Below are 16093 nucleotides of genomic sequence, written 5' to 3'. Positions count from 1 at the left end.
CCGCCCGCGTGAGGCGCGCCCGATAGAGTTACTCGACTTCGACCAGCGCGTGACGCTTCTTGCCCGCGCTCAGCTTCACCGGGGTCTCCAGATCGGCGGCGGTGAACATGCGGCCCGGATCGGCGCAGGGCTCGTCATCGACCTTTAGCGCGCCTTCCGCGATCAGCCGCTTGCCGTCCTTACCCGATTTCGCGAGGCCCGAACGCACGACGAGCTGCGCGAGGCTGATCCCGTCGCCCAGTTCTTCGACCGTCAGCGTAAGCGTTGGCAGGTCGTCACCCACGCCGCCCTTCTCGAAGACCTCTCGCGCGGTTGCCTCGGCAGCATGCGCGGCCTCCCAGCCGTGGCAGAGCGCGGTGACCTCGTTGGCCAGCCGCACCTTCGCCGCGTTGATCTCGGAGCCTTCCAACGCGCCCAGACGCTCGCATTCCTCGACCGGAAGCTCGGTATAAAGCTTAAGGAAGCGGCCAACATCGGCGTCTGTCGTGTTGCGCCAGAACTGCCAGAACTCGTAAGGGCTCAGCATGTCCGAGTTCAGCCAGATTGCGCCCGAGGCCGATTTGCCCATCTTCTTGCCGTCCGAGGTTGTCAGAAGCGGCGAGGTCAGTCCGAAGATCTCCTGATCGAGCACGCGGCGCGTCAGGTCGATCCCGTTGACGATATTCCCCCATTGATCCGAGCCGCCCATCTGCAGCAGGCAACCGTAGCGGCGGTTCAGCTCGAGGAAGTCATAGGCCTGCAGGATCATGTAGTTGAATTCGAGGAAACTGAGGCTCTGCTCGCGATCCAGCCGCGATTTCACGCTCTCGAACGACAGCATCCGGTTGACCGAGAAATGCCGCCCGATATCGCGCAGGAAATCGAGGTAGTTCAGCCCATCGAGCCATTCCGCATTGTTGAGCATCAGCGCCGGCGTCTCGGCCTCGTAATCGAGGTATTTCGCAAACACCTGCTTGATGCCCGCGATATTGTCGTCGATCTGGTCGGGCGTCAGCAGCGGGCGCTCGTCGGCGCGGAAGGAGGGGTCGCCCACCTTCGTCGTGCCGCCGCCCATCAGGGTGATCGGCTGGTGGCCGGTCTTTTGTAGCCAGCGCAGCATCATGATCTGGATCAGCGAGCCGACATGCAGCGACTTCGCCGTCGCGTCGAAGCCGATATAACCCGGCACGGTGCCTTTCGCCAAAGCCTCGTCCAGCCCCTGATAATCCGTGCAGTCGGCCAGAAAGCCCCGCTCGATCATCACGCGCATGAAGTCTGATTTCGGATGGTAGGTCATCGTGCTTGTTCCTTTCGTCTGAGCGTGCGTATATCGGGGCAGGCGACGAGAGGGAAGCCATGTTGAAATCCGGGCCGGTCTGGGCGGTTGGCGCCATGTCGGGCACGTCTTTGGACGGGGTGGACGCGGCGCTCGTGTTGACCGACGGAACCCGCATTCTCGATTTCGGCCGCAGCGACTACCGCCCCTATACCGAGGCCGAGCGCGCGACGCTCCATGCAGCCCTCGGGCGCTGGCCCGGCGAGGCCGGGGTGGAGGAGGCTTGCGAGGTGGTCGAAACCGCCCATGCCGAACTGCTCAGTGGCTTCGGAGAGGCGCAGCTCGTGGGGTTTCACGGCCAGACGCTCGCCCACGATCCCTATGGGATGCAGGGCCCGCGCCGCACCCATCAGGCCGGCGACGGCTCGGTCCTGGCCGACGTGCTGTCGCGCCCGGTGGTCTGGGATTTCCGCTCCACCGATGTCGAGATGGGCGGGCAGGGCGCGCCGCTCGCGCCCTTCTTCCACTTTGCCTGCGCGAAATACGCCAAGCTCGATGCGCCGGCGGTGTTTCTGAACCTCGGCGGCGTCGGCAATGTGACCTGGGTCGATCCGCGCCAACCCTCGGCAGAGGTGCCGGGCGCGGTTCTGGCCTTTGACACCGGCCCCGCCAACGCACCGATCAACGATCTGATGCGGCTCAGGCGCAAGGCGGAGTTCGATGCGGGCGGAGAGCTGGCGCTGACGGGCCGCGTTGACGAGGCAGTGGTCGAGGCCTTCCTGACGCATCCCTATTTCCTGAAGATGCCGCCGAAGTCGCTCGACCGGAACGATTTTCATGACGTCCTGTCCCGTGTGGCCGCGCTGGAAGACGCGGATGCGGCAGCCACGCTTACCGCCTGTGCGGCAGCCTCGGTCGCGCGGGCGGGGGAGCATTACCCGACCGCGCCCTCGGCGATCTATGTATGCGGCGGCGGGCGGCTCAACACCGCGCTGATGGTGGCTTTGCAGCGGCGCATGAACGTGCCAGTGCAGCCGATCGAGGATATCGGGCTCGATGGCGACATGCTGGAGGCGCAGGCCTTCGCCTATCTCGCGGTGCGGGTGGCGCGTGGCATGGCAACCTCTGGGCCCTCGACGACCGGGGTGTCGGCGCTGATCGGCGGCGGCAAGGTCTCGCGCCCCGGCTAAATTCGCATCACTTGACGCTGATCATGCCGCGCCGCGGCGGACGGCGCTAGGATCGACCTCATTGAAGAGGGTAGTCCGATGTCTGAAACTCCAACCGATCCCTGTCCGACGCCGCAGGCGCGCAAGCAGGCCCCGTTCTCGAACCGGGCCGCCGCGGTCTTCCTTGCGGGGCTCAGCTTCGTCGTCATGGTCATCTCCGGCCTCGTCGTCAGCATTGCGCCCTCGGGCCGGGTTGCGCGGGATATCGACTGGTCGCTCCTCGCGCTCGACCGCGCCGACTGGGAGCTTTTGCACCTCGCGATGGGGGTGCTCTTCGTTTTCGCCGGGGTCTGGCACATCAAGCTACACTGGCCGGTGATCCGCAACCTGCTATGGTCCGCGGCGGCGCAAACGCTGTGTCACAGGCGCGAATTGGCGCTGGCGGTGGGGCTCGTGGCCGCGGTGATCGTGCTGACGCTGCTCTGGTGGCCGCCTGTCAGCTGGCTCGATCAACTTTCGCGTTGGGCGAGCATCGGTCTCTGGTGATCAACGGGGGATGTCGAAACCGGGCGGGGCCAGTTCGAACCCTTCGAAGCGAAAGCCCGGCGAGACGGTGCAGCTGACAAGGCTCCACGCCCCGGTCGAGCGCGCGGATTGCCACTGGCCCGCGGGCACGATCCCCTGCGGTTGATCGCCGCCGATCACGTCGGGGCCCAACAGCAATTCCAGCACCGGTCCCGCCTCCTGCGGCGCGATATCGAGCTGCACCGGCGCGCCTGCGTGGAAATGCCAGATTTCGGTCGCGTCCACCCGGTGCCAGTGGCTGCGCTCGCCCGCCTTGAGCAGGAAATAGATGCAGGTGCCCGAAGGACGCGCGCCGTCTGCGGCTTCCGCCTCCCAGGTTTGGCGGTAATGCCCGCCTTCGGGATGCGGCACGAGGCCAAGGGCCTCGATGATCGCGTCGGCCTCGCTCATGCGAAGAGCTCCTTGGCGAGCGTCTCGAAATCGGGCGCGATCGCGTCCCATTCCTCGCTCGGCACAAGGTCCTTGTCCTGAGCAGGCCCGTATTCGGTGGGGCGCGGTACGAAAGCGGTCTTTAGCCCCAGCGACCGGGCTGCCGCAAGATCATCATTATGCGCGGCCACCATCATCACCTCTTCGGGCGGCAGACGCAGCGCGGCGCAGGAGGCCAGATAGACCTCCGGCTTCGGCTTGTAGTCGCGGGCGATATCCGCGCCGAGGATGCAATCCCACGGCAGCCCCGCGTGGCGCGCAAGCCGTGTCATCAGCGCGATGGACCCGTTGGAGCATGGCGCGATGATCGCATGGCGCCTCAGCGCGTGAAGGCCGCTGACCACGTCGGGCCACGGGTTCAGCCGCTCCCAGACATGCGACAGGCTATCGGGTGCCGAGACCGCGAAGCGCTTGGCTACCCGGTGCAGGTTCTCGCGATGCAGATCGTCGAGCGCCACATAGCCGCGCCCGCCGTCGCGAATGCGCCGCATCGCAGGATCGTATTCGCCACGCCACGCATCGGCGAAAGCCAGGGAATCGATCCCGGGAAAGGCAGTTTCCACCTCATGCGCGACGGAGTTCCTCCAATCGACACAGGTGCCGAACACATCGAAAATCAGAGCCTTGATCATGGCCCGACAGTGACGCGGATAAGGGCGCAACGCAATCGCCCCTTCGGCTTGGCCCAAATATCCTCGCCGAAGGCGAAACGAAAACCCCCGGCGAAGCGCGTGCTCCGCCGGGGGCCTGGGTGTCTCACGTCAAGACGCGCTTAGCGCAGGATCGAACGACCCGCATATTCCGCGGTCTCGCCCAGCGATTCCTCGATGCGGATCAGCTGGTTGTATTTCGCGAGCCGGTCCGAACGCGCCAGCGAGCCGGTCTTGATCTGACCGCAGTTGGTGGCGACCGCGAGATCGGCGATGGTCGCGTCCTCGGTCTCGCCCGAACGGTGGCTCATCACGTTGGTGTAGCCCGCGCGATGCGCCATATCTACGGCCTGCAGCGTCTCGGTCAGGGTGCCGATCTGGTTGACCTTCACCAGCATCGAATTCGCGACGCCCTGCTTGATGCCATCGGCCAGACGCGTCGGATTGGTCACGAAGAGATCGTCGCCCACCAGCTGCACCTTGTCGCCCAGACGCTCGGTCAGGAGCTTCCAGCCTTCCCAATCGTCCTCGGCCATGCCGTCTTCGATCGAGATGATCGGATAGGCGCCCAGCAGCTTCTCGAGATAGTCGACATTCTCTTCCGAGGTCAGCGACAGGCCTTCGCCCTTCATCTCGTATTTTCCGTTCTTGTAATATTCGGTCGAGGCGCAATCCATCGCGAGGTAGATGTCCTCGCCCGGCTTGTAGCCCGCTTTCTCGATCGACTTGAGAATGATGTCGAGCGCGGCCGTGGTCGAGCTGAGTTCCGGAGCAAACCCGCCCTCATCTCCCAGACCCGTGGACATGCCGCCGGCCGAGAGCTCTTTCTTCAGCGTGTGGAATACTTCCGAGCCCATGCGCACCGCGTCGCGGATATTGCCCGCCGAGACCGGCATGATCATGAATTCCTGGATGTCGATCGGGTTGTCGGCATGCTCGCCGCCATTGATGATGTTCATCATCGGCACCGGCAGGACGCGGGCCGAGGTGCCGCCGACATAACGGTAAAGCGGCAGGGTCGAGAAATCCGCGGCCGCTTTCGCGCAGGCGAGCGAGACGCCGAGGATCGCGTTGGCGCCGAGGCGGCCCTTGTTCTCGGTGCCGTCGAGTTCGATCATCGCGCGGTCGATCTCGACCTGCTCGGTGACGTCCTCGCCGACGAGGTTCTCCGCGATCTCGCCGTTCACGGCCATTACCGCTTCCAGAACGCCTTTGCCCATGTAGCGGGCCTTGTCGCCGTCGCGGCGCTCGACCGCCTCATGCGCGCCGGTGGAGGCGCCCGACGGCACGGCCGCACGGCCCATCGTTCCGTCTTCGAGGATGACGTCGACTTCGACGGTGGGGTTGCCACGGCTGTCGAGAATCTCGCGGGCGTGGATGTCGATGATGGTGCTCATGGGGGCGCTCTCCTCGGGCTCCGGTTGATGCTTGGCTAGGTGCATACACCCGTGCTGCGCCTGCGAAAAGGCCGTAAGGGCAATTTCTGGAAGAAATGTTACCGCTAACGGCGACCTTCCCTGCGCAGTTTCGCCTGCCGCCACAGCGCATAGAGACCCGAGCCCACGATCACCGCCCCGCCGATCAGCGTCCAGCGATCCGGGGGCTCGGCGAAGACGACGGTCGAAATCACGACGGCGAAGGCGAGACGCGAATAGCGAAACGGCATGATCACCGCGATTTCGCCCAGCCGCACCGAGGCGATCAGGGCGTAATAGCCCACCGGCCCGATCGCGAGCGCGCCGAGCAGGTAAAGCCAATCCATCGGTGCGGGTGTGACGACCGGCTCTGGCAGCACGGCCAGCAGCAGGAGCCCCAGCGGCAACACGCAGAAGAAGCCGAGTGTCGCCACCTGCAGCGAGGTCACGTCGCGCGGCACGCGCCGCGTGGTGACATCGCGCATCGACAGGCCGATGACCGCGCCGACCGCGAGAAGTGAGAGCATCGAGAATTCGTCCGTGCCGGGCCGGATCACGATCATCACGCCGAGAAACCCGCTCAGGATCGCCGAAAGCCTGCGCCAGCCGACCCGTTCCTTCAGGAAGATCGCGGCGCCGAGCGTGGTCGCAAGCGGCGTCGCCTGATGGATCGCGGTGGCTTGGGCGAGCGGCGTGAACGCCACGGCGGAGACGAAGAACCCGGTGCCGACGATCTCGCCGGCGTTGCGCAGCCAGAGCGCAGAGGAAAGCAGCGAGCGGGTGAAGATGCGCTCGCCCTTCAGCTTGGCGAGCACCGCGAAGATCGTCGCGCCGCCAAGCCCCACGGCGGCGAGAATTTGCCCCACCGGCCAGTCGCCCGCGAGCATCTTGATGAACATATCCTCGAGCGCGAACCCCGCCATCGCGAGGATCATCAGCATCGAGCCGCGCAGATTGTCGTTCTCGGTGGGTTCGGGTGTCATGGGGCGCTCCTGACCGGATGGTCAAGGCCCACCTAGCGCGCCTGTGATCGGCCTTCAAGCAGGGTGTCAGGCGCGGGGATGCGCACGGGTGACGATACCGCCGATATCGGCCCAGATCGGCAGGTGATCCGAGGCCACGCGCGCCAGTGGCGTATCCAGCACACCCTTGCGCACCACCCGGATTCCCGGTGATGTCACGATCCGGTCGAGCCGGCCGATCGGGGCGCGCGAGGGGTAGGTCGCGCCCGGCGCATGGATGTGAAAGCCGGTCAGCGCTTCGAAGCCGTGGCGTTCGCGCCATTCGTTGAAATCGCCGATGGCGAGTGCCGGATGCGGCTTCACCCCGGCCATGATCTCGGCGATCCGGGTCCATTGTGCGCGCCGGTCGCTCCGCCGCAGCCCAAGATGCGCCGCAATGAGCAGGAAGGGCGCGCCGCTGTCGGGGGCGATGTTCACCGCGATGGCGCCGCGCGGCTCGAGGCCGGGCAGGGTAACCGGCTCGATCCCCAGCACCCGGGAGCCACGCCGGACCAGCACGACCTGCCCATGCCAGCCCAGCGAGGCGGCTGTGGTGCGGGGCATGTCGTGGCGGATGAAATCGGTCTCTTCCTCGATCAGCTTCTGCGGCAGCGCGGCGGGGCGCTCACCCATGCGCTTGTCGACTTCCTGCAAGGCGATCACATCGGCGTGCAGCGCATTGATGACGTTCACTATCCGCGCCGGGTCATGCTTGCGATCGGTCCCCACGCATTTGTGCAGATTGTAGGAAGCGATCCGAAGTGTCATTTTCTGAGTGCCTTACAGGGTGATCTTCATGTCCCGCAGAAGGTCCGGAAGACCCGTTCGTCGGGCTTCGGGGCGTCTTCATACGAGGCGTAACGCGGATCTTCCGCATAGGGGTCCGCCAGCGCCTCCATAAGCCTGTGGAGTGGACCGTCATCACCATCGACCGCGGCCGCGATCATCTCCTCGACCCGGTGGTTGCGCGGAATGCGCAGCGGGTTCGCCATCTCCATGACGGCGCGCGGATCGTCTTCGCTCGCGATCCGCTTCTCCCATCCCTCGCGCCAGAGATCGAATGCCATCGGCTCTGTGAACTCTTGACCCGCCGTCTTAGGATCGCGCCGCAACGCGCTGAAGACACGCGTGAAATCGGCCTTCTCGGTCGCCATGCGGTTCAACAGGTCCTCGATGAGCGGCAGGTCTTCCTCGGTCGCCTCAGCGAGGCCGATCTTGCGGCCCATCAGCCGCAGCCATTCGCCCTGATAGACGCCGATGAAGCTGTCGACGGCGGCACTCGCCCGTTCGATCGCCGCATCGTCGTCGCCGATCAGCGGCATCAGGCAGGTCGCGAATTGCGCAAGGTTCCAGACCGCCACTTGCGGCTGGCGCGCATAGGCGTAGCGGCCCTGTTGGTCGATGGAGGAGAAGACCCGCCCCGGATGGTAATGGTCCATGAAGGCGCAGGGGCCATAGTCGATCGTCTCGCCCGACAGCGCCATGTTGTCGGTGTTCATCACGCCATGAATGAAGCCGAGCGCCATCCATTTCGCGACGAGCTCGCCCTGCTTCGCCGCTACCGCACGCAGGACTTCGAGCGGTGTATCACATTCCGGATAATGGCGATCTATCAACGTGGTGAGGAGCGTTCTTAATCCATCGCGATCATTGCGCGCCGCGAAATACTGGAAGGTGCCGACGCGGATATGGCTGCGCGCGACGCGGGTCAGGATCGCCCCGGGACGCCCCGAGGCATCGCGCACAACGGTTTCGCCCGTCCGCACGGCGGCGAGCGCGCGCGTCGTCGGCACGCCAAGCTTCGCCATCGCTTCGCTCAGGACATATTCGCGCAATACCGGACCGAGCCACGCCCGCCCGTCGGAGCGGCCACGCGAAAACGCGGTGCGCCCGGCGCCTTTCAGTTGCAGATCGAAGCGCACGCCATCGGGCGCGACCACTTCACCCAGCAGCACCGCACGCCCATCGCCCAGACGCGGCACGAAGCCACCGAACTGGTGACCCGCATAGGCCTGCGCGATCGGCTCCGCGCCCTCGGGCATCGTGTTGCCGGCCAGCATCTCGAGCCCTTGGGGGCCCTCCAGCCAATCGGCATCCAGGCCCAGACGGTCGGCAAGGTCGCGGTTCAGCAGCACCAGTTCCGGCGCTTTCACCGGTTGGGGCGGCTGACGTTCGAAGAACGTGTCGGGCAGGCGGGCATAGCTGTTGTCGAAGGGAATGGTCATGGCGTCTCCTTACCTCCCTATCTAAGCCTTGCGCCCTTCAATCCAATCCCCGTTGGCTGTCAGCGGCCTTCAATGTTCCATGTCCGGCAGACCTTCGCGCGACAGCAGCACCGCGAGCGGACGCAGACGCGGGCTTTGCGAACAGATGATCATCAGCGCCACCATGATCGGCACGGCGAGGAACATCCCCGGAAGCCCCCAGACCGCGCCCCAGAAGGCAAGCGAGATGATGATCCCGAAGCTCGACAGCCGCAGCGCATGGCCCATCAGCATCGGGTCGATCACGTTGCCGATCACGAATTGCAGGATGCCGACCGCGACGAGCACCGTGCCCGCCGTGTAGGGATTCTGGGTCAGCACATAGACCGCGAGCGTCGCGATAACCGTCGCGATGATCGAGCCGATCGAGGGGATGAAGTTCAGTGCGAAGGTGATGATCGCGACCGGGAGCGCCAAGTCGAAGCCGCCCACGGTGAAGACGCCGTAGACCGCGATGGCCGTGACGGCGCTGACAATGGCTTTGACCAGCAGATAGTGGTTCACCCGGCGCATGATCGTGCCGACCATTCTCGCGATCCGCTCTGCGCTGGCGCGATCCCCCATCAGCGAGTTCAGCTTCGCGTCGAACCAGATCCGCTCGGCGAACAGGAAGCCCACGAACAGAATGATCAGGATCGTGGCCGAAAGCAGGTTCGAGGCCTGACCCGCCAGGGTGGTCAGATACCCTGCGACCTGAATGCTCTGCATCGATTCCAGCACCGATTGCTCAACCTCGGGGCCCATCCAGCCGAAGAGTTGCGCGATCGCCTGCTGCGCGGGGCCCGCATAGTTCAGCACCATCGTCACGACGGTGTTCACCTGCGAGATCAGCACCGCGCTCAGCGTGAGCAGCCCGCCCGCGATCAGCGCCAGTGCCACCAGCGACGCCAGACGCGGCGGGATCGAGACCGGCCCGATCCGGAGCCGCCCGACCGCATTGATCGCCTCGGAGGTCAGCGAGAACAGGATGATCGCGATGGCCAGAGAGATCAGGATGAATTTCGCCTGCACCATCAGGAACAGCGCCAGCGCGAAGGCGATGATGCCGAGAAGCACGTTGGTGAGCGCGCGCGGCTCGAATGCGCGCCCATCGATCAGGGCGGGGCGGCCCTCATCGGGAGTGTCCTTCATCTTCATCATCTTCCTGTGCCTGCCCCTGACGGGGGCGTAACCTGATTTTCTTATGCTAGGAGCCACCGGGCAGGCGCGCAAGCGCCGAACCTGCGTGTTTTCAGGGCTTTTTAATGTCCTTCGCATTATTCCGGATCGGCTCTTGCATCCCTCCCGGATTTGCGGATAAACCCGCCGGCGGAGCGGTGGCCGAGTGGTCGAAGGCGCACGCCTGGAAAGTGTGTAGGCGGGAAACCGTCTCGAGGGTTCGAATCCCTTCCGCTCCGCCATTACCCCCTTTCAAGCCCATGTTTTCAAGCGCCTAGCGAGGCTTTGCGCCGCAGTTTACGCTGCGCCGCGCGAGCCCGATCCCTCGCTTCGCGGGGGCCAGCGTCGACTCGCGCGTCATGGACGGGCGGGACGATGTTTGTGGTGAACGCTTCGCTGCAGAAGGCGCTGCTGTTCTGCTGATCCAGTTGGCGGGACTTGATTCAGCGGTCGGGACGGAGCCGATGACGTTTTTCCTGGCCAGCCATTGTCGGTGCATTCGAAGCGCGCCTTTCGCCGATGGCCCGTTGCGTTCTTTGCAATGCGCTCCGATCCGTCCCGTGCGCTGTGCGCAGTTTGTTCCGGGCTATGCCGGACATGGTCGAATGTCCCGAAACGCCGCGCCGTCCCGTTCCTTCATCTCCGAGAAACCAAGGTTTACGCAGGTTTGCACGTTTTCGTGATTTCGGGACTGCGGAGGGCGCTCGGGCGCCAATTTCGCAGAACCCTATAAGTTCTCATAGGTTGCGAGCTTTCGGTGCCGTGACATGAAATGCGCGTGATCGGTTCGTGTGCTTGGGCCGTGACAAAACACCAAAAAATCGGGGTATTCTCATGACATTCAAACTCGCTCTCGCGGCGTCAGCCGCCTGTCTTGCGCTGGCTGCCTGCAACAGCAGCAACGGGTCTTCCGGGGCCTTGACCTCGGCAGAGGCCCAAAACGTCGATGCAACCTATTCCGACTACGCGGACAGGATCGGTACGGGCGACCTGAAGACGACCGCGCCGACGGGGCAGGCGTCGATGTCGGGCTTTATGGGCGTAAGCAACGTCAATCCCGACGACCCGACCACGACCGTGATGGGGGAATTGGCGATGGATGTCGATTTTGACACGGGAAAGCTGACCGGCAAGGGAACGAACTTCGGCATCTACAGCGGCGACGTCCTGACGAAAGAAGCCAATGTGACGGGCTCGCTCGACGTTGCGGGCACGGTTTCCGGCTCGACCATGGTCGCGACCGCGACGGGCACGATGTCGGATGGCAGCTCTCCGGGCGCAGATTTCGCTCTGGATATGAACGGCAGCTTCTATGACGACGGGGGGACGCTCACCGCCGTGGGCGACGTCTCCGGCACGTTGACCGACGGCACTGATGTCCGCAACGTCGGCGGCAATTATTACGCCACCGAGAATTGAGGCGGGGCTTTTCCTGCACAGGCCGGACGTTCTGCGTCCGGTCTCTTTCCGTCTCGCCGAGAGGCAAACGACAAGCGCGATGCGATACCGTTCTTCCTTCCTCCTGATCTGGCTCGCCTTCGCGCTTGTCACCTCCACGCTCTTGCCGACGCGTAGCTTCGCCGAACAGACGGTTTCGGATTGGCTCGGCGTGGCGAATGCGCAGCTCGCGCAGGGCAAACCGGGGCGGGCGCTGCTGATTTTCGGCGAAATCGCGTCGCGCCATCCGGAATTTTCTCCGGCGCAGGCCGGGTTGGAGCAAAGCTTCAGGAAACTTGGCTCCGTGCGCCGCAACGAGGCGTTCCTGCGTTACGCGCTCGCCAAGGATCCAAAGCACGAAGACGCGCTTCTCGCGGCGTGGCAGTCGCTCGATCGCGCGCATCCGCTGCGCTTCTCCGCCACCGCCTCGATCCTGCCGAGCAGCAATGTCGATCATGTCGCCTCGGAGCGTTACCTCGTGACAGATTTCGGGACCTTCCTGATCAAAGATGGCGGCAACGAGACCTCCGGCGTGGGGCTCGGCTATGGCGCCAATCTCGACTGGTTCATTCAGCCGCGCCCGGGTCATCGCATCCGGTTTCGCGCCTCTTATGCGGGGGCGTGGTACCACACTGCGACATTGCGTTATTCCGAGCCCGGCCTTGCGGTGCAATATGAGCATCTCGGCCGTCGCGGGCCCTGGTCGGTCGAGGCGTTCGTCCGCGACAGGCGCTATGGCGGCGGGTCGCAAGACATCACGTCGGACAATCTCACGCGCGGAGTCCGGTTCGCGAAGGCGTGGCGGTCCGTGGCGGACGGGCGCACGGTTTTCCGGCTGGGCGGCGAATATGCCAGCTATGGCGAGAAGTCCTACCTGAGCGGGCCGAGATATTACGTCGATCTCGCACGCCGGACGCGGGTGGGGCGGCGCGGTGCCCTGAGCTATGGCCTGAGGCTGGAGCGCGCCGTGCCCCGGACGGACTATCACCGCTATTCCGGCGCCGAATTGCGCGTGGGTTTCGAGCGCCCCTTGATCGCGGGCGTACGGGGCGGGCTGTCGCTCAGCTATGGCGAGCGCCGCTATGATGCCGCCTTTCCGATCGTCGGCGTACATCGCCGCGACCGGGCCGCAAGCCTCGGTCTGAGCCTGGAGTTGAAGCGGGTGAAAATCCTCGGTCAAACACCCAGAATTTCTTGCACGGCGCGGCGCACCCGGTCGAATGTCGCGCTCTACACGACGAACTCGGTCGATTGCGCTTTTTCCCTCAAGCTTGATTTTTGAGGAAAAGTCGGTGTTTTATGTCAAAAAACATAATCGGTGAGCATTTCAGCTTCGTCGCAGTCGGGTGCAGGCTCGACGGTCCGATTGGCGGTTGTTTGAAAAGTTTGGGGGGGCAATGCCGGGTTCGTTTCTGCGCGTCGTTTTTCAAGAAACGCACATCATGTCACCAATGGTCCGCCCGCGACGACTGACCTGATCCGATGTCACATCTCATATCGCATCACGAGATCTACGACGCCGCGCTTGACGACGAGTTGTTCACGTTGCTGCCCAGCATGATAGCGCGGGAGATCGACATTCCCTCCGCGATCTTCATCTGGCTCCATCCCGGCGACTATCGCGAAATTACCGCCGGAACCCAGGCGGAGGCCAATCTCGACTACAATTCCTTCGAGGGGCACGACCCATGGTTGGCCCATGGCACGCCGGAGAAGTGTGGAACAGGGCTGTTTCGTTTGTCGGACCACGTGAGCGCGCAGGAGTTCGAACGCAGCGAAATGTATAACGATTTCATCGTGAAGAACGGTGTCGATCGCTACTGGTGTCTCGCGATGATGCAGAGCACCCGCGACGGTTTGGTCGCCACGGCGTTCCACAAGGGTAAGCGCGGGGGTGATTTCACCGACCCCGAGATGAAGACTCTCGGCGCGCATGTCCAGGATCTGGGGCGGCTGCACAAGATCCGTCGGGAGCTTCATCGCGCCAGTATCCAGCAGGTCACCGCGTCTGATAACAGCCTGCTCGACGACGCCCCGATTTTCGAGCTCGATCACGAGGGCCGCCTTGTGCGGATGAACGGGATGGCGGAGACGCTGATAGAAATCCACCCGCTTCTCGTGCTGAATTTCCAGCGTGTGCTGCGGGCGCGCGGGGCGGCGCAACCTGCCTTGCGCCGCGCGATCGGACGGGCGACCGATGCTGGCAAAAGCGCTGCGGGCTCGCTCGATCTGCCGCAGATGCGTGGGGCGGACGGGCGGATCATTCCGAGGCTGCGACTGAACCTTCTGCCGCGCACAGATGGCGGGCGCCGGGTCCTCGTCATCGTCACGAGCGAGGAAGAGACAGCCCTTCGCGATCTGGTGGATGCACCGCGCGACAGGATTCACCTTACCCCGCGCGAGCGCGATGTCCTGCACGGGATGATCCGCGGCCGCAGGCGCGATCAGCTGGCCCATGACCTCGATCTGGCCATGCCGACAATCGATATGCACAGCGCCAACCTGCGCCGCAAACTCGGCGCCCGGACGATCGCCGAAGCCGTGGCGATCGCATTGCGCTTCGGGCTTTTGTAGCGCGCGGGCAGCCGGGCCGCCCACGTGCCGGTCACATCATCCCACCACGTTGAACTCCGGCCCGTAGGGGTAGCCTGTGATGTCCTCGTTGCCGTCCTCGGTGATCACGAGGATGTCGTGCTCACGATAGCCGCCCGCGCCGGGCTGGCCCTCGGGGATCGTCAGCATCGGCTCCATCGAGATCACCATTCCGGGCTCCAGCACCGTGTCGATATCCTCGCGCAACTCCAGCCCCGCTTCGCGCCCGTAGTAATGCGACAGCACGCCGAAGCTGTGGCCATAGCCGAAGGTGCGATATTGCAGCAAGTCACGCTCGGCGAAGAAGGCATTGATAGTCTCGGTCACCTCGGCGCAACTCGCCCCGGGTTTCAGAAGGCTCATCCCGTATTCATGGGCGGCGACATTCGCCTCCCAGATCGCGCGCGAGGCGTCGTCAACTTCGCCCACGAACAGCGTGCGCTCTAGCGCCGTGTAATAGCCTGAAATCATGGGGAAGGTGTTGAGCGACAGGATATCGCCGCGCTGCAAAACGCGCCCCGTCACCGGGTTATGCGCGCCGTCGGTGTTGATGCCCGACTGGAACCAGACCCAGGTATCGCGATACTCGGCGTCGGGAAATCGCCTGGCGATCTCCAACTCCATCGCGTCGCGGCCCGCCATCGCCACGTCGATTTCGCGCACGCCTTCGCGGATCGTCTCGCGGATAGCATAGCCACCCACGTCCGCGACCGCGGCTCCTTGCCGGATCAGGGCGATCTCGGCGGGCGATTTGTGCATCCGTTGCCGCATCGTGGCGGGGGCGATGTCGCGGGTCTCGGTCGGCTCGAGGAAATCCTGCAGAAGCGCCGCCTGCGCCAGCGTCAGGTGATCGGACTCGATGCCCAGCACGCGGCGTTTGCCGGTGACGGAGGCGATCGCGCGCCAGTAATTGTTCCGCGCCCAGTCGGTATAGGTGATATTGTCGCCATGGCCGCGCCGCCACGGTTGCGCGGCATCGATCCCCGCCGAGATAGTCACGCTGTCGCTTGGCGTCACGACCAGCGCGTAGGGCCGCCCAAAGGCGCAGTATAGAAAACCCGAGTAATAGGCGATGTTATGCATCGAAGTGAACAGGCAGGCATCAATGCCCGCTTGGCTCATCGCCGCGCGGAGACCCGCGAGCCGCGCCTCGTATTCGCTGGCAGCGAAGGGCAGGATGCGCTCGCCTTGGTGAAATCGGTAAAAAGCAGGACGGTCCATCGGCACTCTTCCTTATCAGAGGCCGCAACGCGCCGAGGGACGATCTTCCCCCGTCGCGCGCTGCGACAAAGCAAGATCCCGGCGTACAGGACGGGTGATCGGGCGGGCGCGCAACGCGCTGGCGACGCCATCGCCTTCAGCCCTCGCCGACAGAGTGGGCGAAAACGGCCCCGCTGCCAAGTCCTTGGCGGCTGCTACGTGCGATTTGTTTTCGCACACTGGCCGGGGGCGGAGAGGCCATCGCATTGGTCGCGCGGCATCCGCCGCTGCAACTGTTCAGCGAGGCCGAGGCGGGGATCTAGGATGCGCTTGCGGATGTCGTGGTGTCAGCGACCGCTCGCCGCCGCAACCGATCACGCCCTTTTGCTGGACGGAGGGCCGCGCAAGGCACTATAGCTTGGGGAAATTGATCCGCGCGAGGGGCAGGGCGCGCCTGCCTCACGCGCCACTCGGAGCGCAGAATGTCGAAGACAATCCATATCCTCAACGGCCCGAACCTGAACCTTCTGGGCAAGCGCCAGCCCGAGATCTACGGCTCGGACACGCTCGAGGACGTGGAGCGGATTTGCCGCGAGGAGGCGCAGCCCCGCGGCTTCGATGTCGCGTTGTTCCAGTCGAATTTCGAGGGCGAAATCGTCGAGCAGATCCACCATGCGCGCGACGAGGCCTGCGCCATCGTGATCAATGCGGGGGCCTACACCCACACTTCCGTCGCGATCCTCGATGCGCTCAACACCTTCGAAGGCCCGGTCTTCGAAGTGCATATTTCCAATGTTCACAAGCGGGAAAGCTTCCGCCATCATTCCTACATCTCGCAACGGGCGGAGGGGGTTCTGGCAGGCTTCGGGATCGAGGGTTACGCGCTCGCAACCCGCCGCGCCTGTTCGGTTCTGAGTTAAGAGGGGGCTTTAAGATCG

Annotated in this window: 15 protein-coding genes and 1 tRNA gene; 7 read left to right on the top strand and 9 right to left on the bottom strand. The window is 64.4% G+C overall.

All coding sequences use genetic code 11. The annotated features are described in order from the left end of the window. Nucleotides 1-28: 28 nt before the first annotated feature. Entirely contained in the window at nucleotides 29-1276 is a 1248-nt protein-coding gene (tyrS, locus tag DEM26_RS17670) for a tyrosine--tRNA ligase (protein WP_088722678.1), read from the bottom strand. 59 nt (nucleotides 1277-1335) lie between these two features. On the opposite strand from tyrS, the gene DEM26_RS17665 reads away from it, so the two are divergent. Next, complete coding sequence (locus tag DEM26_RS17665; protein ID WP_109172975.1) at nucleotides 1336-2445, top strand: anhydro-N-acetylmuramic acid kinase; 1110 nt, start codon at nucleotides 1336-1338, stop codon at nucleotides 2443-2445. Between the two features lie 78 nt (nucleotides 2446-2523). Beyond that, entirely contained in the window at nucleotides 2524-2970 is a 447-nt protein-coding gene (locus DEM26_RS17660) for a DUF4405 domain-containing protein (RefSeq protein ID WP_075776602.1), read from the top strand. Here the strand turns inward: DEM26_RS17660 and DEM26_RS17655 are convergent, their stop codons facing one another. From DEM26_RS17655 to DEM26_RS17625, 7 genes are all read right to left on the bottom strand, one after another. Beyond that, nucleotides 2971-3399, bottom strand: coding sequence for a cupin domain-containing protein (locus tag DEM26_RS17655; protein ID WP_075776601.1), 429 nt, complete (start codon nucleotides 3397-3399; stop codon nucleotides 2971-2973). Then, a complete protein-coding gene (locus DEM26_RS17650; protein WP_109172974.1) occupies nucleotides 3396-4070 on the bottom strand; it encodes a haloacid dehalogenase type II in 675 nt (224 codons plus the stop codon). Before DEM26_RS17650 ends, DEM26_RS17655 begins: the two co-directional genes overlap by 4 nt. Before the next feature lie 140 nt (nucleotides 4071-4210). Beyond that, entirely contained in the window at nucleotides 4211-5485 is a 1275-nt protein-coding gene (eno, locus tag DEM26_RS17645; protein WP_088718730.1) for a phosphopyruvate hydratase, read from the bottom strand. A 104-nt stretch (nucleotides 5486-5589) separates the two neighbouring features. After that, on the bottom strand, nucleotides 5590-6486 hold the full coding sequence (locus DEM26_RS17640; RefSeq protein ID WP_109172973.1) for a DMT family transporter: 897 nt from the start codon (nucleotides 6484-6486) through the stop codon (nucleotides 5590-5592). 66 nt (nucleotides 6487-6552) lie between these two features. Continuing rightward, nucleotides 6553-7272, bottom strand: a complete 720-nt coding sequence (locus DEM26_RS17635; protein WP_088718728.1) for an endonuclease/exonuclease/phosphatase family protein — start codon at nucleotides 7270-7272, stop codon at nucleotides 6553-6555. Nucleotides 7273-7298: 26 nt separating this feature from the next. Then, complete coding sequence (locus tag DEM26_RS17630) at nucleotides 7299-8729, bottom strand: protein adenylyltransferase SelO (protein ID WP_109172972.1); 1431 nt, start codon at nucleotides 8727-8729, stop codon at nucleotides 7299-7301. 69 nt (nucleotides 8730-8798) lie between these two features. Further along, nucleotides 8799-9899, bottom strand: coding sequence for an AI-2E family transporter (locus DEM26_RS17625; protein ID WP_077701375.1), 1101 nt, complete (start codon nucleotides 9897-9899; stop codon nucleotides 8799-8801). Nucleotides 9900-10078: 179 nt separating this feature from the next. Here DEM26_RS17625 and DEM26_RS17620 point away from each other — a divergent pair. The 4 genes from DEM26_RS17620 to DEM26_RS17605 all read left to right on the top strand — a co-directional run bounded on the left by DEM26_RS17620 (nucleotide 10079) and on the right by DEM26_RS17605 (nucleotide 13937). Then, nucleotides 10079-10168: transfer RNA gene (locus DEM26_RS17620), tRNA-Ser, on the top strand. A gap of 592 nt (nucleotides 10169-10760) precedes the next feature. Then, nucleotides 10761-11345, top strand: coding sequence for a hypothetical protein (locus DEM26_RS17615; RefSeq protein WP_109172971.1), 585 nt, complete (start codon nucleotides 10761-10763; stop codon nucleotides 11343-11345). A 79-nt stretch (nucleotides 11346-11424) separates the two neighbouring features. After that, nucleotides 11425-12645 carry a surface lipoprotein assembly modifier gene (locus DEM26_RS17610; protein WP_158275155.1) on the top strand — a complete coding sequence of 407 codons (1221 nt, stop codon included), beginning with the start codon at nucleotides 11425-11427 and terminating at the stop codon, nucleotides 12643-12645. Nucleotides 12646-12845: 200 nt separating this feature from the next. After that, on the top strand, nucleotides 12846-13937 hold the full coding sequence (locus tag DEM26_RS17605) for a LuxR C-terminal-related transcriptional regulator (protein WP_109172969.1): 1092 nt from the start codon (nucleotides 12846-12848) through the stop codon (nucleotides 13935-13937). Nucleotides 13938-13973: 36 nt separating this feature from the next. Here DEM26_RS17605 and DEM26_RS17600 read toward each other — a convergent pair whose 3' ends face one another. Continuing rightward, the gene (locus DEM26_RS17600; RefSeq protein WP_109172968.1) at nucleotides 13974-15176 is read right to left on the bottom strand and encodes an aminopeptidase P family protein; all 1203 of its coding nucleotides are present in this window, start codon (nucleotides 15174-15176) and stop codon (nucleotides 13974-13976) included. A 461-nt stretch (nucleotides 15177-15637) separates the two neighbouring features. Between DEM26_RS17600 and aroQ the strand changes: the two genes are divergently transcribed. Continuing rightward, entirely contained in the window at nucleotides 15638-16075 is a 438-nt protein-coding gene (aroQ, locus tag DEM26_RS17595) for a type II 3-dehydroquinate dehydratase (RefSeq protein ID WP_088718722.1), read from the top strand. Nucleotides 16076-16093: the final 18 nt, after the last annotated feature.

The sequence above is a fragment of the Thioclava sp. NG1 genome (assembly GCF_003122275.1).
GTDB classification, from domain to species: Bacteria; Pseudomonadota; Alphaproteobacteria; order Rhodobacterales; family Rhodobacteraceae; genus Thioclava; species Thioclava nitratireducens.
The sequence above is the reverse complement of the archived record's forward strand: the minus strand, read 5'-3'. Positions and strand labels throughout refer to the sequence as shown.